The 23200-nt window shown below is 33.6% G+C and carries 23 protein-coding genes and 1 tRNA gene; 20 read left to right on the top strand and 4 right to left on the bottom strand.

Features of this window, described 5'->3' with window-relative positions:
* Positions 1–26: 26 nt before the first annotated feature.
* The 4 genes from G7034_RS09380 (at position 27) to G7034_RS09365 (ending at position 6118) form a co-directional block, all read left to right on the top strand.
* On the top strand, positions 27–944 hold the full coding sequence (locus G7034_RS09380) for a PorP/SprF family type IX secretion system membrane protein (protein ID WP_166400702.1): 918 nt from the start codon (positions 27–29) through the stop codon (positions 942–944).
* Positions 945–971: 27 nt separating this feature from the next.
* On the top strand, positions 972–2909 hold the full coding sequence (locus G7034_RS09375) for an OmpA family protein (protein ID WP_166400701.1): 1938 nt from the start codon (positions 972–974) through the stop codon (positions 2907–2909).
* A 154-nt stretch (positions 2910–3063) separates the two neighbouring features.
* A complete protein-coding gene (locus G7034_RS09370) occupies positions 3064–5316 on the top strand; it encodes a M20/M25/M40 family metallo-hydrolase (protein ID WP_166400700.1) in 2253 nt (750 codons plus the stop codon).
* On the top strand, positions 5309–6118 hold the full coding sequence (locus tag G7034_RS09365) for a Rossmann-fold NAD(P)-binding domain-containing protein (protein WP_166400699.1): 810 nt from the start codon (positions 5309–5311) through the stop codon (positions 6116–6118). Before G7034_RS09370 ends, G7034_RS09365 begins: the two co-directional genes overlap by 8 nt.
* A gap of 60 nt (positions 6119–6178) precedes the next feature.
* Here the strand turns inward: G7034_RS09365 and G7034_RS09360 are convergent, their stop codons facing one another.
* Both G7034_RS09360 and G7034_RS09355 read right to left on the bottom strand, forming a co-directional pair.
* Positions 6179–6919 carry a uroporphyrinogen-III synthase gene (locus G7034_RS09360; protein ID WP_166400698.1) on the bottom strand — a complete coding sequence of 247 codons (741 nt, stop codon included), beginning with the start codon at positions 6917–6919 and terminating at the stop codon, positions 6179–6181.
* A 16-nt stretch (positions 6920–6935) separates the two neighbouring features.
* Positions 6936–7589 (bottom strand): DUF4271 domain-containing protein, encoded by a 654-nt coding sequence (locus tag G7034_RS09355; RefSeq protein ID WP_166400697.1) that lies wholly within the window; start codon positions 7587–7589, stop codon positions 6936–6938.
* Between the two features lie 97 nt (positions 7590–7686).
* On the opposite strand from G7034_RS09355, the gene G7034_RS09350 reads away from it, so the two are divergent.
* The 3 genes from G7034_RS09350 (at position 7687) to G7034_RS09340 (ending at position 10277) form a co-directional block, all read left to right on the top strand.
* The gene (locus G7034_RS09350; RefSeq protein ID WP_166400696.1) at positions 7687–8418 is read left to right on the top strand and encodes a polyprenol monophosphomannose synthase; all 732 of its coding nucleotides are present in this window, start codon (positions 7687–7689) and stop codon (positions 8416–8418) included.
* Between the two features lie 66 nt (positions 8419–8484).
* Entirely contained in the window at positions 8485–9834 is a 1350-nt protein-coding gene (locus tag G7034_RS09345; RefSeq protein WP_166400695.1) for a dihydroorotase, read from the top strand.
* A 5-nt stretch (positions 9835–9839) separates the two neighbouring features.
* Complete coding sequence (locus tag G7034_RS09340) at positions 9840–10277, top strand: DUF4296 domain-containing protein (RefSeq protein ID WP_166400694.1); 438 nt, start codon at positions 9840–9842, stop codon at positions 10275–10277.
* A gap of 14 nt (positions 10278–10291) precedes the next feature.
* Here G7034_RS09340 and G7034_RS09335 read toward each other — a convergent pair whose 3' ends face one another.
* On the bottom strand, positions 10292–11311 hold the full coding sequence (locus G7034_RS09335; protein WP_166400693.1) for an NAD-dependent epimerase/dehydratase family protein: 1020 nt from the start codon (positions 11309–11311) through the stop codon (positions 10292–10294).
* Positions 11312–11386: 75 nt separating this feature from the next.
* Here G7034_RS09335 and tyrS point away from each other — a divergent pair, with 75 nt between their 5' ends.
* Positions 11387–12685, top strand: coding sequence for a tyrosine--tRNA ligase (tyrS, locus tag G7034_RS09330; RefSeq protein ID WP_166400692.1), 1299 nt, complete (start codon positions 11387–11389; stop codon positions 12683–12685).
* Between the two features lie 226 nt (positions 12686–12911).
* On the opposite strand, the gene G7034_RS09325 is transcribed toward tyrS, so the two are convergent.
* The gene (locus tag G7034_RS09325; protein ID WP_166400691.1) at positions 12912–14189 is read right to left on the bottom strand and encodes a replication-associated recombination protein A; all 1278 of its coding nucleotides are present in this window, start codon (positions 14187–14189) and stop codon (positions 12912–12914) included.
* A 174-nt stretch (positions 14190–14363) separates the two neighbouring features.
* Here G7034_RS09325 and G7034_RS09320 point away from each other — a divergent pair, with 174 nt between their 5' ends.
* From G7034_RS09320 to G7034_RS09265, 12 genes are all read left to right on the top strand, one after another.
* Positions 14364–14681, top strand: a complete 318-nt coding sequence (locus G7034_RS09320; RefSeq protein WP_223177615.1) for a hypothetical protein — start codon at positions 14364–14366, stop codon at positions 14679–14681.
* A gap of 98 nt (positions 14682–14779) precedes the next feature.
* Positions 14780–15832: a thiamine-phosphate kinase gene (gene thiL / locus G7034_RS09315; RefSeq protein WP_166400689.1), complete on the top strand. Its 1053-nt coding sequence runs from the start codon at positions 14780–14782 to the stop codon at positions 15830–15832.
* Positions 15833–15883: 51 nt separating this feature from the next.
* Complete coding sequence (locus G7034_RS09310) at positions 15884–16423, top strand: thioredoxin family protein (RefSeq protein WP_166400688.1); 540 nt, start codon at positions 15884–15886, stop codon at positions 16421–16423.
* A 131-nt stretch (positions 16424–16554) separates the two neighbouring features.
* Positions 16555–17238, top strand: coding sequence for a MotA/TolQ/ExbB proton channel family protein (locus G7034_RS09305; RefSeq protein WP_166400687.1), 684 nt, complete (start codon positions 16555–16557; stop codon positions 17236–17238).
* Between the two features lie 2 nt (positions 17239–17240).
* Positions 17241–17633 (top strand): ExbD/TolR family protein, encoded by a 393-nt coding sequence (locus G7034_RS09300; RefSeq protein WP_166400686.1) that lies wholly within the window; start codon positions 17241–17243, stop codon positions 17631–17633.
* Position 17634: 1 nt separating this feature from the next.
* A complete protein-coding gene (locus tag G7034_RS09295) occupies positions 17635–18525 on the top strand; it encodes an energy transducer TonB (protein WP_317163770.1) in 891 nt (296 codons plus the stop codon).
* A gap of 6 nt (positions 18526–18531) precedes the next feature.
* Positions 18532–19764, top strand: a complete 1233-nt coding sequence (locus G7034_RS09290; RefSeq protein ID WP_166400685.1) for a bifunctional folylpolyglutamate synthase/dihydrofolate synthase — start codon at positions 18532–18534, stop codon at positions 19762–19764.
* An 88-nt stretch (positions 19765–19852) separates the two neighbouring features.
* Positions 19853–19927 (top strand) — tRNA-Val (locus G7034_RS09285).
* 413 nt (positions 19928–20340) lie between these two features.
* Entirely contained in the window at positions 20341–20880 is a 540-nt protein-coding gene (gene hpt / locus G7034_RS12025; RefSeq protein ID WP_166400776.1) for a hypoxanthine phosphoribosyltransferase, read from the top strand.
* On the top strand, positions 20873–21448 hold the full coding sequence (locus G7034_RS12020; RefSeq protein ID WP_166400684.1) for an adenylate kinase: 576 nt from the start codon (positions 20873–20875) through the stop codon (positions 21446–21448). The genes hpt and G7034_RS12020 overlap by 8 nt, the downstream gene beginning before the upstream one ends.
* 124 nt (positions 21449–21572) lie before the next feature.
* Positions 21573–22580, top strand: coding sequence for a GTPase ObgE (obgE, locus tag G7034_RS09270; protein WP_166400683.1), 1008 nt, complete (start codon positions 21573–21575; stop codon positions 22578–22580).
* Between the two features lie 61 nt (positions 22581–22641).
* The gene (locus G7034_RS09265; RefSeq protein ID WP_166400682.1) at positions 22642–23190 is read left to right on the top strand and encodes a DUF4136 domain-containing protein; all 549 of its coding nucleotides are present in this window, start codon (positions 22642–22644) and stop codon (positions 23188–23190) included.
* Positions 23191–23200: the final 10 nt, after the last annotated feature.

Here is a 23200-nt window from a genome sequence, read left to right as displayed (position 1 = left end):
AACAACTAATAAATTAATATTTCGAGATGAAAAAAATTTATGTATTATTTTGTGTGATAGGGCTTTTTTTAAGCTACCAAGCTCATGCCCAGCAAAATCCACAGTACACGCAATACATGTATAACATGAATGTAATTAACCCTGCTTATGCTGGTTCAAAAGAAAGCCTAAGTGTAGGTATGTTGTACAGAGAACAATGGCAAGGAATTGATGGCGCACCAAGTACGGCAACCTTTCACGCACATTCTCCTATAGGCAATAATATAGGTGTAGGTTTGTCTGCTATTAACGATAGAATAGGACCCACCGATTTAACCGATTTAATGGCTGATATCTCTTACACTATCGACTTCCAAAATGACTGGAAATTGGCCTTTGGTGTAAAAGTAGGTGCAACTTTTAATGATATTGGTTTAGCAAACGTTGGTACACAAAACCCAAATGACCCCGCTTTTAGCACCAATGTTAGCGAAACTCACGGCATGTTTGGTGCTGGTTTTTTCCTATACAATAATAACTTTTATGTAGGACTATCAGTTCCCAACTTTTTAGAGTCAAGACATTTTTCAGACCAAGATATAGAATGGGGTAACCAGTCTAGACATTTCTTTGGAACCGTTGGTTATGTTTGGGAGGCTACAGACAACTTAAAAGTTAAGCCTTCACTATTTGCCAAATCTCAAATCTCTGATTATAGTTCAGACCAATTCTCTTGGGATGCTAACTTGAATTTCCTATTTATGGATCGCTTTGAGGTAGGAGCCTCTTACAGATTTGATGACGCTTTCAGTTTCTTAGCAGGGGTTAAACCAACACCTTGGTGGCACATTGGCTTTGCTTATGATGCAACAACTAGTGACCTAAACAGGCCTTCATACGAAGTCTTTATGATTTTTGATATCTTCTTTAAGAAGAAAACCTATTTATCACCAAGATACTTCTAATCACATAAATTATATAAGTTAAAAACTATGAAAAATATTATAAATTTAGCCTTTGTATTCTTTATTGGTTTGTCTGTTATAACAGCGCAGAATAAAGACACCAAAAAGGCCGATAAACATTTTGATCGATTAGAATTTGTAGATGCTGCAAAGCAATACGAAAAACTAATTGAAAAAGGAAAAGCCAATGCTTACGTTTACAAAAAAGCAGCTGAAGCCAACTACAACCTTTTTAATATGAAGGAAGCAGAACGCTTTTACAAGCTTTTTGTAAGAAAAAATGAAGGTATTGAAGCTGAGGATTATTTTAGATTTGCTTCCGCATTAAAAATCAATGGTAAAATTGATGATTCTGATAAGAATATGCAAGAATTTGCAAAATTAGCTCCACAGGATAAACGTGCTCAGTTCTTTAAAAACAATCCTAACTATTACCAAGACCTTATAGCTAAAGAACCTAACTTCAGTGTTTCGGATATGGAAGTTAACTCTGGAGAATATTCTGATTTTGGTGGTTATGAACATAACGACATGCTTTACTTTGTTTCTGCAAGAAACAAATCAGGTAAAACTTATGGCTGGAACGATCAACCTGTGCTTAATGTTTTTGTTGCAGAAAATGTGGCCGGTACCTGGAAAAACGAAGATGAAATTCCTGGTGATGTTAATTCTAAATTTAATGAAGGTACAATGGCTATCACACAAGATGGTAAAACCATCTACTTTACTAGAACAAACATGGGTGATGGAAATAAATATGAAGCCGATGAAGATGGTATTGGTAGATTACGTCTTTACAAAGCCACTCTAGTAAATGGAGAATGGAAAGATGTTCAGCCTTTATCATTTACAGACTCTGAATACTCTTATAGTCATCCAGCTTTAAGTCCTGACGGAAAAACACTTTATTTCTCAAGTGATACGTCAGGTGGTTTTGGAAATTCAGATATTTACCAAGTAAGTGTTGATGCCGAAGGTAATTTTGGTGAACCAGAAAATTTAGGAAATCAAGTTAATACTCCAGGTAGAGAAACTTTTCCTTTTATGGATGAAGACAATAGATTGTTCTTCTCTAGTGATGGTCATTTAGGCCTTGGTGGATTAGATGTTTTTTATACTACTTCAAGTAAAGGAATGTTTGCTTACCCAACAAATATTGGAGCACCAGTAAATACATCGTCAGATGATTTTGCCTTTTCTTACTATACAGGTAAAGAATCAGGATATGTTTCTTCTAATAGAGAAGGATCATCAACAGTTGATAATATTTACCAAGTAGATTTGTTACAGCCTCTTGATGAAACACTATTGATGATTACCGCTGTTGATGAAGAAACTAGCAAGCCTATAGAAAACACGCAAGTAATTGTTTATGATGATGATAAAACTGAAGTTGCTCGAGGAACAACCGATGAAGCTGGTCAAATTGATATTCTCGTTATTAGTAATGAAGATTATGATGTTCAAGGAAATAAAGAAGGTTACGAAAGTACATCGGTTAGAATTACTGCAGAAGGTGAATCTATGCCTGTAGAATTAAGATTAAAGGTAATAGAGCCACTTATTGTTGAAAGAAAAATTGTTTTAAATCAAGTGTTTTTCGATTTCGATAAGTCTGAAATCATTGCAGCTTCTGCACTGGAGCTTGATCGTTTAGCAGAAACGCTTATGAAATATGAAGATATTCGCTTAATGGTAACTTCTCACACTGATAGAAGAGGTCCAGCTGAATATAACCTAGGCCTTTCTGAAAAACGTGCGAAAAGCACTGTTGATTACCTAGTTTCTAAAGGTGTTGATGCTGATAGATTAGAATATGAAGGTAAAGGAGAATCTGAGCCTATTAATGATTGTGCTTCTGGATGTTCTGAAGAAGAACATAGAGTAAACAGAAGGTCTGAATTTACAATTATTGAGGAAGAAGAAGGCGTTGAAACTAAAGTAATCTCTCCTGAAGAAGATTAATTAGATTTTTTACATAAAATAAAAAGCCTTGCATCTTATTTGCAGGGCTTTTTATTTTAAATTGAGTTTACTACCAATTTAATCAACAAATTGCTTAAATTAGTTGCTATTTACAAGCTTAGCCTTGCTAGATTAACTAGACATAAATACAATCATGAAATCTACATTTAGTTCACTTATTTCTCTTTTCGTTTTAGCTTTTATGGCTTGGGCTTCTCTCTCTTATCAATCACCAACTAAAGTAGATGTCAACTTAACCAATTCAGATTTTGATATTAACAATGCACTTGGTTGGGTAGAAGACTTAAGCCAGCACCCAAGGCATGTAGGAAGTACATTTCATGACTATACAAAAACTCAAATTCAAAACTACTTATCAGATCTTGAAATTGAAAACCACAGTCAATCTGGTTTTGTGTCTAATGCCTCAGGAAATTTAACTTATGCTCAAAATGTTGTAGCCAAACTTCCAGGTACCAATGAAGCTAAAGATGCACTTCTTATTATGGCTCATTATGATTCTGCAATGATGCATTCTTTAGGAGCGGCAGACAACCTAACAGGAGTAGCTGTTATTTTAGAAACTCTTAGGGCTTTAAAAGAAAGAAATTTTAAGCCTGAAAATGACATTATCATCTTGTTTTCTGATGCTGAAGAAATAGGCTTATTAGGTGCAAAATTATTTGTAGAAGATCATCCATGGGCAAAAAATATAGGTTTTACCATTAATTTTGAGGCAAGAGGAACTTCAGGCCCTTCTAATTTGATTATTGAAACCAATCAAGGGAATAAACAAATTGTTAAAGAATTTATTCATTCAAACCCAAGTTTTCCAGTAGCCAATTCATTGATGTATAGTGTTTACCAAAAATTACCTAACGATACAGATTCAACAGTTTTTAGAGAATTATTGAACGTTCCTGGATTGTTTTTTGCCTTTATAGACAATCATCAGTACTATCACACAGCTCTCGATAACTTCCAAAATTTAAGTACTTATTCTTTACTTCATCAAGCCTATTATCTCAATGAAACCCTTGCACATTTTTCTTCAATCAATTTGTCAAGCTTAAATGATAATGAAGATTTATTATATTTTAATTTTCCTTGGTTAGGAATGATTAGCTTTTCCATGCAATGGGCGTTTGCCTTTTTGGCGGTAAGCTTCATAATTTATCTTGGCTTTACCTATTACGGGGTAAAAAAGAACATGATTACACCTAAACTTTTCTTTTTTTCATTCTTAAGATTAGTTTCATTTATGGCAATTTCTAGCATGCTTATTTATGGCATTTGGTATTTAACAAAATTACTTATTCCGCATTATCAAGACTATATTCATGGGTTTTATTACAATACTCATTTATACATAGCCTTTTGTTTTGCTTTTGTAATTGGACTTGGTTTTTTATTTTATCGAACACCAACAAGAAAATTCAGTAACCTATATGCCAGTTCTCCAGCATTTTTAGTTTGGTTTATAGTGCTTTTTTCAGCTCTTTTTTACCTGCCTGGACTGGCCTACTTAAGCCTTCCATTTTCATTATTATTAGTAGCTCACTTCTTAATTTACTTTAATCAAACCCAAAAAAGCTACTTAAAAATACTCTTTGTTTTACCTATGTTTATGGTGTTAATACCGCTTTTACAAAATCTAATTGTAGGTCTTGGTCTAGACGCTATGTTTTTAGTAGCTATTTTTGTTGCGTTAATGTTCACTTCTTTATTGCCCGTTATAGGTTATTATCCATTCAAAAAATCATTTGGCTATTTTGCCTTTTGTGTAGCTATTTTTTATTGGGGCAATGCTTACGTTAAAAAAGGCCCTAGTTTAAAATCTCCTTTTTTTTCAAGCTTAAATTATGAAGTAGATTTAGATCGAAATAAAGCCCAATGGAAATCTTATAATGCTTACGTAACACCTTGGTTAAGTAATGTTTTCAGCTTTAAAACTAGTTCTGATGAAATCTTAAACAATAAAGCAGACTTTCGAGAAAAGCTTACCAAAGAAGCTGATTTTATTCCTTTTGAAAAATCAAACATAAATTTGCTAAGACAAAACTCGTTTGTCGTAAAACCACATGCAGATACACACTCTATTCATTTGTATTCAGACAATTTCAAGGAGGTTTCTCAAATCAAGGTTAACAATCAATTATTAGCTAAATCAAATTTTGACTCCTCCTTTTTAATGAGTTATTATGTGGTTCATCAAGAACCACTAAGCATTGAAATTATAAGCGAAAATTCAAAGACGATTAAGTTAGATGTACAAGAAAAAAGATACTGTGTTTTTGATGATAATCGCTTACAACTAAGAAAACGCCCAAGGAGCGAAATAGCTATGCCTTTTGTAACCACAGATGCAATTTTAATTAATTATTCGATAAATTTAAACGATGAATAAATACGCAATCATAGGCTTAGGTTGGTTAGGGAAAGAGTTAGCCATACAACTCCAAGCTATTGGTTGTGATGTTTGGGGAACATCAACGCGTATTGAAAAAGTAGAAAGTTTAACTCATTTAGGTATTCAAGCTCATCTTTTTGAACTTCAAGAAGAAAATTATAAAGGAAATCTTTTCAATCAATTAAAAGAAACAACTCATTTACTGGTTAATATTCCTCCCAAGTTAAGAAGTAATAAAGATACTGATTTTGTAAGTAAACTACTTCAACTTATTAGCCTAATCACTCAATTTCAAATTCAACATCTTATCTATGTAAGTACCACAAGCGTTTTTGAAGATCAAGTGGGCATCCCTGAATATACAGAGTTGAGCTTGCCTAATTCAACTTCAATAGTAGGAAAACAACTTATAGAAGCTGAAAATAAAATTTTAAAGCTTTCTTCAAAAACAAGAACTATTCAGGTTTTGCGTTTAGGCGGACTAGTAGGGGGAGAGCGTCATCCTGCTAAGTTTTTAAGTGGCCAAACGGACGTCAAATCACCTCAAGCACCAGTCAATTTGATTTCAAGAGTGGATGCAATAAATTTAATTTTAGCCCTTTTTGAGCATAAAAAGTCTGGAATTTTTCATGGAGTTTATCCTAATTACCCTACAAGACGTGTTTTTTACAGTAGAGCGTTTAATAAAATGAACCTTAAGGAAGCTTCTTTTAAAGATGATGACCAGAATAAAGGGAAAAAAATAAGCTCACTAAAAACTTCAAGTGAGCTCAATTTTAGCTTTATAAAACAACCCTAATTTAAAATTTATAGCAGCTTTCGATTAAAATAAGTTAATGCTAGAAATAGGGATAAATTATTACTTACTATTTTTAATGTAATTTTCAAGCGCCATAGTCATTGAAGGTGTTTCTGGCGTAGGAGCTTTGATGTTTATTTTTAAACCTTTTTCTTTAGCGGCCTTAATCGTTGAGTTTCCAAAAACAGCAATTTTTGTGTTTTTTTGTTCAAAATCTGGAAAGTTTTCGTACAATGATTTAATTCCACTAGGACTAAAGAATACCAAAACATCATAGAAAACTTTTTCTAAATGAGATAAATCACTTACAACTGTTCTGTAAAAAACTCCTCTTTTCCATTTTACTTTAGCCTTGTCAAGAGATTTTGGAATAACTGGTTTTAAAACATCAGAAGAGGGTAATAAATAGTTTTCTTCTTTGTGTTTTTTGATGATTTGAACTAATTCGTCAAAAGTTCTTTTACCAACGTAAATTTTACGCTTTCTATAAACTACATACTTTTGCAAGTAATAAGCAACGGCTTCACTTTGGCAAAAATATTTTAAAGAGTCGGGTACTTCATACCTCATTTCTTCCGCTATTCTAAAAAAATTATCAATAGCGTTTCTGCTAGTAAAAATAATTGCAGAGAAATCCTTGAGGTCAATTTTTTGTTGCCTAACTTCTTTCGTATCCACTCCTTCTACATGAATAAAAGGAATAAAGTCAATTTTCACCTTTAATTTATCTTGTAATTCAGAGTAAGGAGAGTTTTCAACTTTAGGTTCGGGTTGAGAAATAAGGATAGTTTTCACTTTCATATACATTATTTTTCTATCAATTTACGCTTTCAGAAATTGCTTTATATAAAATAATATAAGGAGCAATTTCGAGGGTGCAAAGGTACAAAATAAAATAATACCAATGCCTAATTATTTCATTTTGAAATCTTAACTGAAAATCAATGATAGAAATCAACAAGTAAATTGCTCCTACACTTCCTATTGTAATAGCCAAAAACTGTGGGTTTAAAGGACTGTAATTGAGTAAAATTTGACCTAAATAGAAAATAAAAAACCAGTAAATAGCTTTGTTAAACTTATAATAAGCCAAGTAGGTAGCGTAGTCTTTAAGTTTAAATACATAACCAATTAGGTTAATGCTTACAAACCTTAATCCTATAAACATCAATATAAATGATGTACAGATTAAGAGAATGCTCCAAAAATTTGTAAAATCAATACAATTAAATTCAATTAAAAAACAGCTTATTAATAGTCCAAAATGTAATCCTGTTAGGATATAAAAAGTAAGTTGTAGTCCGTAGGCTTTATTTTTTTCCTTTAGGTTTTGGTGAACAAATCTAGGTTTCCAAAAAAGTTGAATAAATGAGTAAAAGTAAGAAGTGTTCCTCAACTTTACAAAGACAAGTACTGCGAAGGTAAAAATATTGATTAAATCAATAATGAAGTTAAAAGGTACATTATTCAAAGCAATAATCTAAGAAATTAAGAGTTCAAAAATAAGCTAAAGTTTTTAGTTAGGAGAATTCTTCTCTAATTACTTACTTTTGCCTCAAATTTGAAAGATGCCTAAACAACTTGTAATCATACCCACTTATAATGAAGCCGAAAATATTGAAGCTATAATTCAAGCTATTTCTCTTTTAATACAAGATTTTCATGTATTAGTGGTTGATGACTTTTCGCCGGATGGCACTTATAAAATAGTTCAAAGGCTTATTGATACTTCAAATCAGTCGTTTTTGCATCTCATTGTAAGGAAACAAAAAAGTGGCTTAGGTACGGCTTACATTGAAGGTTTTAAGTGGGCTCTAGCAAACGATTATGATTTTGTTTTTGAAATGGATGCAGATTTTTCTCACGCCCCTAAAGACTTACTTCCAATGTTTAATATGCTTCATCACAAAAAAGCAGACGTGGTTATTGGGTCAAGGTATGTAAAAGGCGTTAATGTTGTAAATTGGCCAATGAAGCGTATCTTAATGTCGTGGTTAGCTTCAAAATACGTGAAATTTATAACCGGCTTGCCAATTAATGATTCAACAGCTGGATTTGTTGGTTTTCGCAAGGAAGTGCTTCAAAAAATTAATTTAGATAAAGTTAAATTTGTGGGCTATGCTTTTCAAATTGAGATGAAATTTATAGCTTATCAGTTGGGTTTTAATATAGTAGAGTTCCCCGTTGTTTTTACCGATCGCAGCAAGGGAAAATCTAAGATGAATACTAGTATTATCTGGGAAGCAATTTTTGGTGTAGTAAAACTTAAACTTAAAAGTTGGTTTGGAAAAATCAATTAACTTTAAGCAAGCATTAAGCTATTATCAAAATGCTATTTACTAAATTTGCTCATTAAAATCCATAAAATGAAAACCCTCATTAAAAATGCCAAAATAGTTAATGAAAATACTATTAGTGAAGGTGATGTTTATCTAGAAAACGGCATTATTGCTGAAATTTCTAGTTCAATTAGCATGAAGTCTAACGATGTTCAAGTAATTGATGCCGAAGGAAAATATTTATTACCGGGGCTAATTGATGACCAAGTACATTTTAGAGAACCTGGTTTAACCCATAAGGAAACTATTGCAACAGGTGCTAAAGCGGCTATTGCCGGAGGAATCACTTCCTTTATAGAAATGCCTAACACCAATCCTCAAACCACTACTATAAAAAGATTAGAGGAGAAAATGAGTATAGCTAAGCAAGATTCTATTGCTAATTATTCGTTTATGCTTGGTGGAACAAATGATAACCTTGAAGAAATCAAAAAAATTAATCCAAGGGAAGTAGCAGGCCTCAAGTTGTTTCTCGGTTCTTCTACAGGTAATATGCTAGTTGATAATGCAAATGTGCTTCGGGAAATTTTCAAAAACTCACCGGTCATTATTTCTACGCATTGTGAAGATGAAACAACAATCAAAAAAAATACACAAGCTCATATAGATGAATTTGGAGAGGCTATACCAATAGAAAAACATCCCGAAATAAGAAGCGAAGAAGCTTGTTATTTATCATCTTCTAATGCCGTAAAATTAGCCAAAGAAACGGGAGCCAGATTACATGTTTTTCACCTTTCTACTGCTAAAGAGCTTTCGTTGTTTTCTAACAAAAAACCTTTAAAAGACAAAAAAATAACGGCTGAAGTTTGTATTCATCACCTCTGGTTCAACAATCAGGATTACAAAGATAAAGGTACCCACATTAAATGGAACCCAGCAGTGAAAACTAAAAAAGACCAAAAAGCTCTTTTGAAAGCGCTTAATGAAAATCTTTTAGATGTTTTGGCTACCGACCATGCTCCGCATACATTAGATGAAAAAAATAACACTTACTTAAAAGCACCTAGTGGCGGACCTCTTGTGCAACATGCATTACCTGCTTTGTTGCAGTTTTATCATGAAGGAAAATTAAGCCTTGAAAAAATTGTAGAAAAGGCATGCCATAATCCAGCAATATTATTTGAAATAGAAAATAGAGGCTTTATTAAAGAAGGTTATAAAGCAGATTTAGTTTTGGTTGACTTAAATTCGCCTTGGCGAGTAAGTAAGGATAATATTTTGTATAAGTGTGGTTGGTCACCTTTTCAAGACACTACATTCAATTCTCGCATTACACACACCTTTGTTAATGGGAATTTACTTTATCACAATTTTAAATTCACCAATTTGGCTAATAATTATAGAGGAGAACGCTTAACATTTAATCGATCTTAAATTAAATGATAAAAAAGTTATTATTTACAGTATTATTAATACTTGGTTTTTCTTGCCAAGACTTAGAGTTTGCCAAAAAACCAAAACCTCTTCTTGAAGAAGATGTCATGGTTGATATTTTAACCGATTTAGCCATCTATGACGCCGCTCTAAGCTTAAATGAATATAAGCTAAGAAAGTTTGATCAGGACATGAATAAATACCTACTTAGAAAATATGAAGTTGATAGTAGTGTCTTAGCGCAAAATATTGCTTATTATAATGAAAATTATGAAGTAAATCAAACAATTTACAAGCGGGTTGGCGAAAGAATTGACGCTAAGAGAGTTTATTTTGATTCCATTAGAAAACTAAACGATAGCATTAAAAGACTAAACTCAGAAAAAGGAAGAGATTCTTTGGAAAATAAATTTATAAAGGAAATAAAGCGAAAGGAAAACTAATGAATTACATAAGCTTACTTGTTGCTTAAATAATGTTTCGCAACGCGGTCTAGGCTTTTGGTTACCGAAGTATATTTTATTTTTAATTGTGTTACGGATTTTTCTGAATCGTAAAAACTGTTTTTTAACGCATCATTTACTACCGTATAGCTTAGTTTTCTAGAAGTAAGTTTAAATAAACTCAATATATATTCTACACTTATCAGTAACACAAGCATCCATTTCTGAAGAGAAATATAGGGTTTTTTCTTTCCAAGTTTTTCAGCTAATTCAACTTGAATATCTTTTAATCTTCTGTTTTCAGCTACTAAAATGAAACGTTCATTAGTGATAGTTGAATTTAAAGCAATATACATGGCGCTTACAACGTCTTTAACATCTACAAATCCTGTTATTTTATCAACATAAATAGGAAATCCTTTATTAGCTTTATCAATAAGTTCGCCGCTTCCAGAAGTGTAAAAACCTTCACCAATAATAACCCCTGGATTAATAATTACCGCTTTTAAACCTTCTTGTGTGCCGCGCCAAACTTCCATTTCTCCTCCGTATTTAGAAATACTATAAAGGCTGGTTTTTCCTTGTTCTTCACGGTAGTGTTCCTCATTAATTAGTTCATTTCTTGGGGCTTCTCCTAAGCTGGCAATTGAACTTAAGTGACAAAACTTATCTATATTATTTGCTATACTTAAATTGATTAAATGTGCAGTACCTTCAATATTAACTTTTCTAAGTTCTTTTTCTCTAGAAGGAGCATTCGAAATAATACCCGCACAATGATATACTTCATTAACATCGCTAAACACTCCTTCCAAAAAAGGGAGGTCACAAATGTCCCCCTTTTCCCAATGAATTTGTTCAGCTTGCTTAGCGAGTTGAACTCCATATACCTCAAAAATCACCTTTAAAGTAAAGTTTTTTTTGTCTTCACTTCTATAGACGCCTATAATATGCTTAGCATTTTCGTCTTTTAAAAACAAGTGAGCTAATAAATGCGTGCCTACAAGACCTGTTGTGCCAGTTATTAAAATCATTTTGCAAATATACTTATATTCAATAGGGTAAATTTTTTCATTATAATATCTTTGTGACATAAATTCAAGATGATAATGAACAAAGATTTTATAAACGAAGTAACTTGGCGTGGTATGCTTCATGATGTAATGCCAGGAACAAAAGAGCATCTAAATGAAAAACCAAGAACTGCTTATGTTGGAATTGACCCAACAGCAGATTCATTACATATAGGTCATTTAGTTGGCGTGATGTTGTTAAAGCATTTTCAATTATCTGGCCACCGCCCCTTAGCTCTAATTGGTGGCGCAACAGGAATGATTGGCGATCCTTCTGGAAAATCAAAAGAAAGAAATTTACTTGATGAACAAACCTTGTTGCACAATCAAAAATCTATACAACAACAGTTGGCTAAATTCTTAGATTTTGACCAACATCATCCGCAAGCGGCAAAAGTAGTGAACAACTATAATTGGATGAAAGATTTTTCTTTTTTAGAATTTATTAGAGATGTAGGCAAGCACATTACTGTAAACTATATGATGGCAAAAGATTCTGTAAAAAAACGTCTCTCTTCAGAATCTTCTGAAGGAATGAGTTTTACTGAATTTACATACCAACTGGTTCAAGGCTACGATTTTTTACACCTCTATCAAACCGAAGAATGTAGTTTGCAGATGGGCGGAAGCGACCAGTGGGGGAACATCACAACGGGTACAGAAATGATAAGAAGAATTGGAAATGCCAAGGGCTTCGCGCTTACCTGCCCGCTAATAACTAAAGCTGATGGTACCAAATTTGGCAAAACGGAAGGAGGCAATATATGGCTAGACCCCAAACGGACTTCACCTTACAAGTTTTATCAATATTGGATGAATACTAGTGATGATGATGCAGCAAAGTTTATCAAAATTTTTACCCTGTTAACTGAGGAAGAAATTAATCAACTTATACAAAATCATCAAGAAGCTCCTCATTTAAGGAAGTTACAGCAAAAGCTTGCAGAAGAAGTTACTACAATGGTTCATTCTGAAGAAGAGCTTAAAAAAGCTCAAAAAGCAACACAAGTAATTTTTGGAAAAAGTACAATAGAAGATATTGCAAGTTTAGATGAAGCTACTTTTTTAGATGCTTTTGAAGGAGTGCCTCAAGCTGAAATTAAACGTACTATCATAGAAGACGGACTAGATATGGTAGGTGCACTTGCGGCAAAAACTAACTTTTTGAAATCTAATTCTGAAGCCATGAGAAACCTAAAATCTAATGCTATTGCCGTAAATAAAAACAAGGTAGATGCCAATTACTTAATCACTGAAAAGGATTTGATTAATGGCAAGTATGTGCTAGTAAACAAAGGAAAGAAAAACACCTTTTTAATAAGGCTAGTTAATTAAAAAAACAAACCCCTAACTCGAGCGAGTAGGGGTTTGTAACTAACCAATCTATTATGAAAAACTTCATCCACTACAAAAGTATATAAAATTTGAGTTACCACCAAATAAAATTTATTTTTTTTGCTAAAAAAATTCAATTAAGCTTTTTCTGTAAAAGAATTACTTTTAAACAGGCTGGCTAAATTGAAGTAATAATTCAAAATTTAGTAATTCAGAAAAGTTCTTTTTAGTAGTTATACTTTCCTTTCCACTTTGCTTTTAAGTCGGTGGCAATAGCTTGTTCACGTTTATTGTTATTAGGCTTGAAGAAAATTTTACCTTCAATTTCTTTGGGCAGAAAATCAGCTTGCACAAAACTTCCGCTATAATTATGCGCATATTTATAATCTTTGCCATAATCTAAATCTTTCATTAGTTTGGTAGGCGCATTTCGGATAGCTAGAGGCACACTTAAATCGCCTGAATTTCTTACTTCTTGCTGTGCTTGATTTATAGCCATATAGGCCGCATTGCTTTTTGGTGAAGTAGCTAAATAAATACAACACTGACTTAAAATAATTCGAGATTCAGGATAGCCAACGCTGTTAACTGCTTGAAATGCATTATTTGCCATAACCAAAGCTGTTGGATTGGCTAAACCAATATCTTCACTGGCTAAAATAATCAAACGCCTAGCAATGAATTTCAAATCTTCGCCACCTTCAATCATTCGTGCTAACCAATACACAGCAGCATTTGGGTCACTTCCTCTTATGGATTTAATAAAAGCTGAAATAATATCGTAGTGCTGTTCACCTGTTTTATCATACTTACTTGGTTTCTGCTGAATTTGTTGTTCAACTAAGGTATTGGTAATTTCAACATCATCAGTAGCTTGACTTTGAATCAGCAATTCAAAAATGTTCAATAATTTACGCGCGTCACCACCGCTAAATCGAAGTAAGGCTTCAGTTTCTGTAAGTTTGATGTCTTTCTTTTGTAACTGACTATCCTTTTGCATGGCTTGTGCTAAAAGTTGAAGCAAGTCTTTTTTGTCAAATTCTTTTAAAACATAAGTTTGACACCTAGAAAGTAAAGCAGGAATCACTTCAAAACTTGGGTTTTCTGTTGTGGCGCCAATCAAGCAAACCCATCCTTTTTCTACTGCACCAAGTAAAGAATCTTGTTGCGATTTACTGAAACGATGTATCTCATCAATGAATAAAATAGGGTTACCTGCACTAAACATACCTCCCGATTGTTTGGCTTTTTCTATTACCTCTCGCACATCTTTTACCCCAGAGCTAATGGCGCTTAGCGTGTAAAATGTTCGTTTACTTTCTTCGGCAATAAGTTGTGCTAAACTAGTTTTGCCAACACCAGGAGGACCCCAGAAAATCATAGAAGGTAATCCGCCAGAATGTAAGGCCTGTTGTATAGGACCATTTTGTCCTACTAAATGCTTCTGGCCTATGTATTCGCTTAATTTCTTAGGCCGTATTCGCTCAGCTAAAGGTTGATTCATAAAGCAAAAATACAATTTTAGGTGGTTTTACATGATTAATCATAAAATTCCTACCTTTGAAACCGTTTAGGAAGACAAAGTCCTATTTCAATAGATTTAGGAAAGCAATAAAACGGATTTTGTTTAAAATTTATGCCGTTTACAAAAATTAGTTTAATTGATAAAAAAATAATAATGGAAGATAAAAACTTTAACTTGAGTCATCAGTTAATTTGGGTTTTAGCAATACTTAGCCTTGTTTTGTTCTTAGTAAAACTTATATTTAATGTTCAGAATATTGAGTTTCCTCAAATTGTTTCTAGCTTTAATTCAGGTGTTTTTTTTGTTGTTTGGCTTGTTTTAGTGGTTGAAATATTGACTACAAAAATTTACAATCAAAAGTTCTGGTTAATCAGCATGTTTATATTGCCACCTATTACAGTGATTTTTTACATGATACAGCGTCAGCGCTTAAAACACTTAGCTCAATCCTTTAATAAAAAATACTTTTGATAGAATTCAGAAATCACTCAGTTAAGAAGGTTTATTATAAGCTAACTATACTTAATTAACCCACATTATTTACGTAAATTTGTATCAAATTCTTATTTATGTTTGACAACACAGGAGATAGTAAAACAAAACTCTCAGAATTAGGTGAATTCGGCTTAATAGAACACCTCACTCAATTTTTAGATATAAAACAAACTTCAACTATAAAAGGTATTGGTGATGATGCCGCCGTTTTAAAACACGAAGATGAAATAGTGGTCACTACCGATTTGTTGGTGGAAGGTGTCCATTTTGATTTAGCTTTTATGCCTTTAAAGCACTTAGGATACAAATCGGTAATGGTTAATTTATCTGATGTGTATGCTATGAATGCTAAAGCAACACAAATTACGGTTTCTATTGCTTGCTCTAATCGATTCACCGTAGAAGCCTTAGAAGAAATTTATGCAGGAATTCATCACGCAGCTAGTTTGTATCATGTTGATGTAATTGGCGGCGATACTACTTCGGCAGTAAAAGGCATTACTATTAGCATTACTGCTGTAGGAACTGCTCCAAAAGAAAAAATTGTTTATCGCTCTACAGCTCAACCTAACGATTTAATGGTGGTTTCAGGCGATTTAGGCGGCGCTTTTATGGGGCTGAAAGTGCTCCAGCGAGAACAAGAAGTTTTTAAGGTCAACCCAAATAATCAACCCGATTTAGAACCTTATACCTATATTGTAGAACGACAATTAAAGCCTGAAGCTAGAAAAGATATTCCCGAATTACTTGAAAAATTAGGGGTTTTGCCAACTTCTATGATTGATATTAGTGACGGGCTTTCTTCAGAAATTCTCCACCTATGTAAAAATTCTAAAGTTGGAGCTACTTTGTATGAAGAAAAACTCCCCTTAGACCAAGGCGTAATTAGCGCTTGTGAAGAGTTTGAATTAGACTCTACTACTGTTGTTTTAAATGGAGGCGAAGACTATGAACTACTTTTTAGTATTGCTCAAAAAGATTATGATAAAATTAAAGGCAATCCCAACCTGAGTGTGATTGGTCATTTTAATGAAGCTAAAGAAGGCATTCATCTTATAACTCGAGACCAATTAAAAATTCCTATGAAAGCCAGAGGCTGGAATTCAATGACTAAAGAAGAAAAATAAATAGAATACTTTTTTAAGTATTTTTACGTTTTAAGTTAAAAGATGAAATAAATGAAATCTCTAATTGTAATATTCACTTTTGTTTTTGGAATATCTGTAATAGCCCAGGAGGTAGAATGGATGAGCATGAATGAAGCTCTTGAAGCACAAGAAAAAGAACCAAAAAAAATATTCTTAGATGTTTATACTACTTGGTGTGGCCCTTGTAAAGCAATGGACAAAAGAACCTTTAATCACCCCGATGTAGCTAATTATTTAAATGAAAATTTTTATGCGGTAAAGTTTAATGGTGAAGGAACAGAAACAGTTTTTTACAACGATTTTGAATACACCAACCCCAATCATGACCCAAATAGAAAAGGAAGAAACGCACAACATTTATTTGCTGCGGCGCTTAAAGTTCAAGCCTACCCAACAGTGGTCTTCTTTGACGAGGAAGCGAATATCATTTCTCCAGTAAAAGGATACAAAAATCCACAACAACTTGAGGTGTATTTAAAAATGATCAACAAAAATCACTATAAAGATATCACAACATCTGAAGCCTGGAAAGATTATCAAGCCAATTTTAAGAACACTTTTAAGCAATAGTGTTGCTTGAAAATGAAATGAACACCTAAATAAATCACATAAAAAGATGTAAATTAAATATTTTACAGATTAAGTAGAAGCTTTCAATTTATTCTATATTTTAGCACAAGTATTTAAACAATCTCATAACTATGTTAGCATATTTTCAAGAAGCCACAGAAAACCTTGAAGAACCTACCGAAGAAACCTTATCACTATTAAGTTTGCTTTTTAGTGGAGGTACAGGAGGGACTGTAATTATTCTTATTTTAGCCGTCTTGCTTTTTGCCGCTATGTATATTTACTTTGAGCGCTTGTTCGCTATTAAAGGGGCAAATAAAACCGATAAAAATTTCATGGCCGAAATAAGGGATGCAGTCTCTAACGGAAACATTGAATCTGCAAAAGTGAAATGCGCTCAAGAAAACACTCCTGTTGCCCGCTTAACCGCTAAAGGAATTTCTAGAATTGGCCATCCTTTAGAAGATATCAATACAGCTATCGAAAATGCTGGTAAACTAGAGGTTTATGCCTTAGAAAAAAACGTAGCTATACTGGCTACTATAGCCGGTGCTGCTCCAATGATTGGTTTTTTAGGTACAGTAATAGGTATGGTGTTAGCTTTTCACGAATTGGCAACCACTAGTGGTCAAGCTGAAATGGGGCTTTTAGCTGAAGGAATTTACACTGCTATGACCACCACCGTAGCTGGACTTGTAGTAGGAATTATTGCCTATATGGCCTACAACCACTTGGTCGTAAAAACCGATAAAATTGTTTACCAAATGGAAGCTACAGCAGTCGATTTCTTAGATCTATTAAATGAACCTACTTAATTATGAATTTAAGAGGAAGAAATAAAGTAAGCGCTACCTTTAGTATGTCATCAATGACAGATATTGTATTTCTGTTATTGGTCTTTTTCTTGTTAACCTCCCCGGTGGTTACTCCAGAAGCTTTAGACTTAATTCTGCCTAAGGCAAAAGGGAAGTCAACCAATCAACATCAACTTTCGGTAAGCATTAATGATCAGTTGCAGTTTTATGTCAACGAAGACCAAATTAGTGAAGCTAATTTAGAGTCAGTTTTAAAAAACCGACTTAAAGGAATAGAAAACCCAACCATTATTTTGCGAGCAGAGCAAAACGTGCCTGTTGATAAAGCAGTGAAAGTAATGGATATAGCAAACAAAAATCAATTCAAAATTATTTTAGCAGTAAAACCAAATTAACGTGGAGTCATCTACTGAAAATAAAAATAAAAGAAAATCTCTTATCATTACAAGTATTTTGTATATGCTAATGATTCTTCTGTTGGCTTTTGCCGGATTGAAGTACCTCGATCCTCCTCCAGAAAATGGAATTGCCATTAATTTTGGTACTACCGAAGCAGGATCTGGTGATCTTGAAACACAGCAGGAGGTAAAAACATCTCCTCAAAATGCTACGCCAGAGCCCACACCAACACCTGCCAACACTTCTGAAAGTCAGGAGAGTATGGAAGACGTAGCCACACAAGAATCTGAAGAAGCACCTGTTATTGAAGACGAAAAAAAAGAAGAAGAGACTGAAGAAACGAAAGAAGAACCCGAGGAAGAACCAGTAGAAGAAGTTGAAGAACCTGAAGAAGAAACTCCCGAACCTGAAGAACCTGTGGAAGAGCCTGAACCCGACCCACAACCCGATGAAAATGTAAAAAATACCATGTCTAATTTGTTTTCAGGCGAAGAAAACGAAGGAGAAACCGACCAAGGTGATGGTGATACCAACCAAGCAGGAAATCAAGGTGACCCCGATGGTGACCCCAATTCTTCTTCCTATTATGGAGTTGGAACAGGTTTAGATGGTGATGGAAACTATAAATTAGGAGGTAGAAAAGCATTGAATAAAGAAACCTATAAACAAGAGTGTAATGAGACGGGTACTGTAGTTGTTGAAATAAGAGTTAATAGAGACGGTGAGGTAATTCGAGCTAAAGCTGGTGTTCAAGGAACTTCTAATTCAAGTAGGTGTTTGCTTGAACCCGCAGAGCGTGCCGCAAGAGCCACCAAATTTAATCCAGATTCAAACGCACCGAGTACACAGGTAGGATATATTACTTATGAATTCAGATTATCTGAATAACAACAAATGAATTATCAGCAAACGCTAGATTGGCTTTTTAATCAGCTTCCTATGTATCAACGTCAGGGAGCATCGGCCTATAAAATTGATTTGACAAATATCAAGTTGCTTAGTAAATATCTCAATCATCCTGAAAGCAACTTTAAAAGTATTCACGTAGCTGGAACAAACGGAAAAGGTTCAACTTCACATCTATTAGCCTCAGTTATGCAAGAAGCGGGATACCAGGTAGGAATTTACACCTCACCACATCTCATTGATTTTAGAGAGCGTATTCGCATTAACGGAAAAATGATCTCTAAAAAAGAAGTTATAGATTTTGTAGTTAAAAATAAAGCTTTTTTTGAACAACATTCGCTTTCATTTTTTGAAATGACTGTAGGAATGGCTTTTCAGTATTTTGCTGAAAAACAAGTTGATATTGCTATTATTGAAGTAGGATTAGGAGGAAGATTAGATTCCACTAATATTATTCAGCCTGAAGTAGCAGTAATTACCAACATTAGTCTTGAGCATACCGAATTTTTAGGTAACTCCCTAGCTGAAATAGCTTTTGAAAAGGGAGGGATTATCAAGCCAAATACACCTTGCGTAATTGGTGAATACAATGAGCAAACTTATCCGGTTTTTAGAACCTTAGCTAAATTAAATCAAACCGACTTACATCTAGCTAATCAAGAAAATAGTCAAAAAAAATGGACTACTGATTTACTAGGAGATTATCAGCAAAAAAATATTCAAACCGTATTAAAAACAATAGAAGTCCTCAATCAATCTAAGTGGAAAATTACTAAAGATGCATTAAAAAAAGGATTTCAGGAGGTAGTTAAAAACACTCAATTAAAAGGGCGTTGGCAAGTTTGTGATTCGGCTCCCAAAGTAATTTGCGATACAGCTCATAATGCTTCCGGACTTCAGTTAGTCATGCAACAATTACAAGAACAAGACTATAACCAATTGCATATTGTTTTAGGCGTGGTTAAAGAAAAAAACTTAGATTTAATTCTTGGTCTATTGCCTACCCAAGCTATTTATTACTTTACAAAGCCAAACATTCTAAGAGGGCTTCCTGCAGACGACCTTGAAGAAAGTGCTAAACATTTTCAATTAAAAGGAAAAGCCTATAAAAATGTTCGCATAGCAATAGAAAAAGCTAAAAATAGAGCAAATGAAAATGATTTGATTTTTGTTGGAGGAAGCAATTTTACAGTAGCCGATTTTTTGTTGTTAGCTAATTAATTTTTATTTTTCAAAAAAATTGATTTTTTTTAAAAATAAATTTGGTGATATAAAATATGGTCGTATATTTGCACTCGCAATTACGCAAGGGCGCTTAGCTCAGTTGGTTTAGAGCGTCTGGTTTACACCCAGAAGGTCGGGGGTTCGACTCCCTCAGCGCCCACAAAGCTTCAACTTTTGTTGAAGCTTTTTTTTGTCTCAAAATTTTGACTTTCATATATTTTGCAACATCTTGTTATTCAGCTTATTTTTGAGGATTATAGAATTGAATAATAAGATTGAAATTAGTAAAGGTCAATTTTTCAAACTCTAGTTAATGAATCAAAATTAGTTTTTTACAAACTTGAATAAATCTTTCCGATTATAACTTAAGGGGTTTCATCTTTAATTTATACCAGTTATTATCTGAAATTATTGTAAAAGAAAATAGCCTGTCCCGACCGTTTCGGGAAAAAGGGCGTTTTATTGCGGTAATTTCAATTGATAAATGGTATTACCCCCTACCTGACAAAACTCATGCTTTCAACAGACAAAAAAAACTAAAAAAAGTGTATTTTTGTCATGCAAACAAGCAGTATGATAAAATTACACGACTTAGAATTTGAACCTTACATTTCTGCTAACGAACTTCAGGAGACGGTAGTTGAGTTAGCTCATCAAATTTATCAAGATTATAAAGATAAATGTCCAGTATTTGTAGGTGTTTTGAATGGGGCGTTTATGTTTCTTTCAGATTTAGTAAAGCATTATCCAGGTTCATGTGAAATTCAATTTGTTCGTTATAAGTCTTATGAAGGTACTTCTACTTCAGGAGAGGTGCAAACTTTACTCGACTTTTCAGCAATTGAAAATCGAGATTTGATTCTTGTAGAAGATATTGTAGATACAGGTAACACATTAAGCTTAATTGTAAAGCGACTTCAGCAAGGCGAACAAAAATCCTATAAGACAGCAAGCTTGTTTCTGAAACCCGAAGCATATACCAAAGAAATAGAAATTGATTACGTAGGTTTGGCTATTCCCAATAATTTTATTGTTGGTTATGGTTTAGATTACAACGAATTAGGAAGAAATTTACCCGAAATATATCAACTTAAACAACAACACAATGATTAATATTGTTTTATTTGGCCCTCCAGGTGCAGGGAAAGGTACTCAAGCCGATGTACTTAAAGAAAAATACAATTTAGTACACATTTCTACAGGAGATGTTTTTAGATACAACATTAAAAACAAAACAGAGCTAGGTAAGAAAGCTAAATCTTTCATTGATCAAGGCGCATTAGTCCCCGATGAAGTCACCATTAATATGCTTTCAGCAGAAGTAGATAAAAGCATTGATACCGCAAAAGGTTATATTTTTGATGGTTTTCCTAGAACTGAAGCTCAAGCTGATGCATTACAACAATTAATGGATGAAAAAGGGACTCAGGTAAATGCTATGATTGCCTTAGAAGTTGATGATGAGGTGCTCGTAAAACGACTTCTAGAACGCGGAAAAACTTCTGGTAGAGCAGATGATGCAGACGAGTCGGTAATTAGAAACAGAATTAAAGTTTATTATAACGAAACCGCAATCTTAAAGGAATACTATAAAAAACAGGATAAGTATTTTGGCGTTGATGGTGTGGGAAGCATTGAGGAAATCACCCAACGCTTAAGTCAAGTAATTGATAAGCTTTAATTACTTAATAATATTTACCAATTAGAGCGGGCTTGTTTAAGTCCGCTTTAATTTTTTATCAAAATAATCCATACATTTAACTTGCCATTATTTTGCGTACTTTTGCTGTTAAATTAAAATTCACATGACCGAAGGAAATTTTGTTGATTATATAAAAATCCATACCCAATCCGGAAAGGGAGGAAAAGGTTCTTCTCACCTAAGAAGAGAAAAATATATTCCCAAAGGAGGACCTGATGGAGGAGACGGTGGTCGAGGAGGTCATGTAATTGTAAAAGGAAATAAAGAAATGTGGACGCTCTTCCACTTAAAATTTAAAAGACACCTTAGAGCTACACATGGGGGTGATGGCGGAAAACAGGAAAGTACTGGCGCAGACGGGCAGGATGTTTATGTAGAAGTTCCTCTAGGAACGGTAATTAGAGATACCAATACCAATAAAATCATCAAAGAAATAACTGAAGATAAAGAAGAATTTATAGTTGCTAGAGGAGGTAAAGGAGGGCGAGGAAATGTACATTTTAAAACCTCAACCAATCAAACTCCAAGATACGCTCAACCTGGAATTGAAGGTGAAGAAAATGATATTACCCTAGAACTTAAGATTTTGGCCGATGTAGGCCTGGTAGGTTTTCCTAATGCAGGTAAATCCACATTGCTTTCTGTTATTACCGCAGCCAAACCAAAGATAGCCGATTATGAATTTACCACGTTAAAACCTAATTTGGGTATTGTAAAATACCGGGATTTTAAATCTTTTGTGGTGGCAGATATTCCTGGAATTATTGAAGGAGCAGCTGAAGGGCGAGGACTTGGTCACCGTTTTTTAAGACATATTGAACGCAACTCAACCTTGCTGTTTCTTATCCCTGCAGATGCAGACGATATAGTGAAGGAATACCAAATTCTTGAAGATGAACTTAGACGCTATAATCCTGAATTGCTTGATAAAGATAGAATTATAGCTATTTCTAAATCGGATATGCTAGACGCGGAATTAAAAGAAGAAATTAACAACTCAATTAAAGGAGATTTTCAAGGAATGAAGTATATTTTCATTTCCTCAGTAGCGCAGACAGGTCTTCAGCAATTAAAAGATATACTCTGGGAAAACTTAAATAAGCAAGTTTAATTTTTTTATAAATGTTTAATTTATATCTTACAATTGACTATTTTAGTCAAAATTCTTAATTATGAAATTAACTAGCTTGTTTATGCTTGTAGTTTTACTAGTTTCTTGTAAATCTTCTAAATCTTTTGTTGATTATGATGAAAGTACAGACTTTACTAAGTATTCAACTTTTAATTTTTATAACCCAAATTCTGGCTTAACCCCTGAAGAAGATGAGGTTGTTTTAGATGCTATTGAAGAAAATTTAACTGAAAAAGGATTATCAAGCACGCTTATTGCTAAATCCTCCATTAACTTTTATGTAGAATACTACCAACAACTAAGCTCAACATCTATGGGAGTCAGTTTAGGTGTTTACGGAGGAGCTATTGGCGGAGCTGTAGGTACAAAAACTCCACAAGGAAATCATCCTGTTATTGCTTTAACAATAGAAGTTGCCGATGCACTTACCAATGAATTGATTTGGCAAGGTGTAGTAGAGCGAAAAATGAAAGCTAGCTTTAACGATGAACAAATGCATCAATTTCTTGCTGAAACTGTTAGCATGACTTTAAAAAATTATCCGCCCACAAGAAACTCCTCTGAAGAAAAGACTTCAGTTAAAAATTAATTAATATACT

Source organism: Psychroflexus maritimus (assembly GCF_011089875.1).
GTDB classification, from domain to species: domain Bacteria; phylum Bacteroidota; class Bacteroidia; order Flavobacteriales; family Flavobacteriaceae; genus Psychroflexus; species Psychroflexus maritimus.
Note: the sequence above shows the minus strand (reverse complement) of the source record. Positions and strands in the feature narration are given on the sequence as shown.

Excerpts from the sequence above, each read along its gene's own strand:
- G7034_RS09380 (WP_166400702.1), top strand. The coding sequence starts at position 27 with ATGAAAAAAATTTATGTATTATTTTGTGTGATAGGGCTTTTTTTAAGC.
- G7034_RS09375 (WP_166400701.1), top strand. The coding sequence starts at position 972 with ATGAAAAATATTATAAATTTAGCCTTTGTATTCTTTATTGGTTTGTCT.
- G7034_RS09370 (WP_166400700.1), top strand. The coding sequence starts at position 3,064 with ATGAAATCTACATTTAGTTCACTTATTTCTCTTTTCGTTTTAGCTTTT.
- G7034_RS09365 (WP_166400699.1), top strand. The coding sequence starts at position 5,309 with ATGAATAAATACGCAATCATAGGCTTAGGTTGGTTAGGGAAAGAGTTA.
- G7034_RS09360 (WP_166400698.1), bottom strand. The coding sequence starts at position 6,919 with ATGAAAGTGAAAACTATCCTTATTTCTCAACCCGAACCTAAAGTTGAA.
- G7034_RS09350 (WP_166400696.1), top strand. The coding sequence starts at position 7,687 with ATGCCTAAACAACTTGTAATCATACCCACTTATAATGAAGCCGAAAAT.
- G7034_RS09345 (WP_166400695.1), top strand. The coding sequence starts at position 8,485 with ATGAAAACCCTCATTAAAAATGCCAAAATAGTTAATGAAAATACTATT.
- G7034_RS09340 (WP_166400694.1), top strand. The coding sequence starts at position 9,840 with ATGATAAAAAAGTTATTATTTACAGTATTATTAATACTTGGTTTTTCT.
- G7034_RS09335 (WP_166400693.1), bottom strand. The coding sequence starts at position 11,311 with ATGATTTTAATAACTGGCACAACAGGTCTTGTAGGCACGCATTTATTA.
- tyrS (WP_166400692.1), top strand. The coding sequence starts at position 11,387 with ATGAACAAAGATTTTATAAACGAAGTAACTTGGCGTGGTATGCTTCAT.
- G7034_RS09325 (WP_166400691.1), bottom strand. The coding sequence starts at position 14,189 with ATGAATCAACCTTTAGCTGAGCGAATACGGCCTAAGAAATTAAGCGAA.
- G7034_RS09320 (WP_223177615.1), top strand. The coding sequence starts at position 14,364 with ATGGAAGATAAAAACTTTAACTTGAGTCATCAGTTAATTTGGGTTTTA.
- thiL (WP_166400689.1), top strand. The coding sequence starts at position 14,780 with ATGTTTGACAACACAGGAGATAGTAAAACAAAACTCTCAGAATTAGGT.
- G7034_RS09310 (WP_166400688.1), top strand. The coding sequence starts at position 15,884 with ATGAAATCTCTAATTGTAATATTCACTTTTGTTTTTGGAATATCTGTA.
- G7034_RS09305 (WP_166400687.1), top strand. The coding sequence starts at position 16,555 with ATGTTAGCATATTTTCAAGAAGCCACAGAAAACCTTGAAGAACCTACC.
- G7034_RS09300 (WP_166400686.1), top strand. The coding sequence starts at position 17,241 with ATGAATTTAAGAGGAAGAAATAAAGTAAGCGCTACCTTTAGTATGTCA.
- G7034_RS09290 (WP_166400685.1), top strand. The coding sequence starts at position 18,532 with ATGAATTATCAGCAAACGCTAGATTGGCTTTTTAATCAGCTTCCTATG.
- hpt (WP_166400776.1), top strand. The coding sequence starts at position 20,341 with ATGATAAAATTACACGACTTAGAATTTGAACCTTACATTTCTGCTAAC.
- G7034_RS12020 (WP_166400684.1), top strand. The coding sequence starts at position 20,873 with ATGATTAATATTGTTTTATTTGGCCCTCCAGGTGCAGGGAAAGGTACT.
- obgE (WP_166400683.1), top strand. The coding sequence starts at position 21,573 with ATGACCGAAGGAAATTTTGTTGATTATATAAAAATCCATACCCAATCC.
- G7034_RS09265 (WP_166400682.1), top strand. The coding sequence starts at position 22,642 with ATGAAATTAACTAGCTTGTTTATGCTTGTAGTTTTACTAGTTTCTTGT.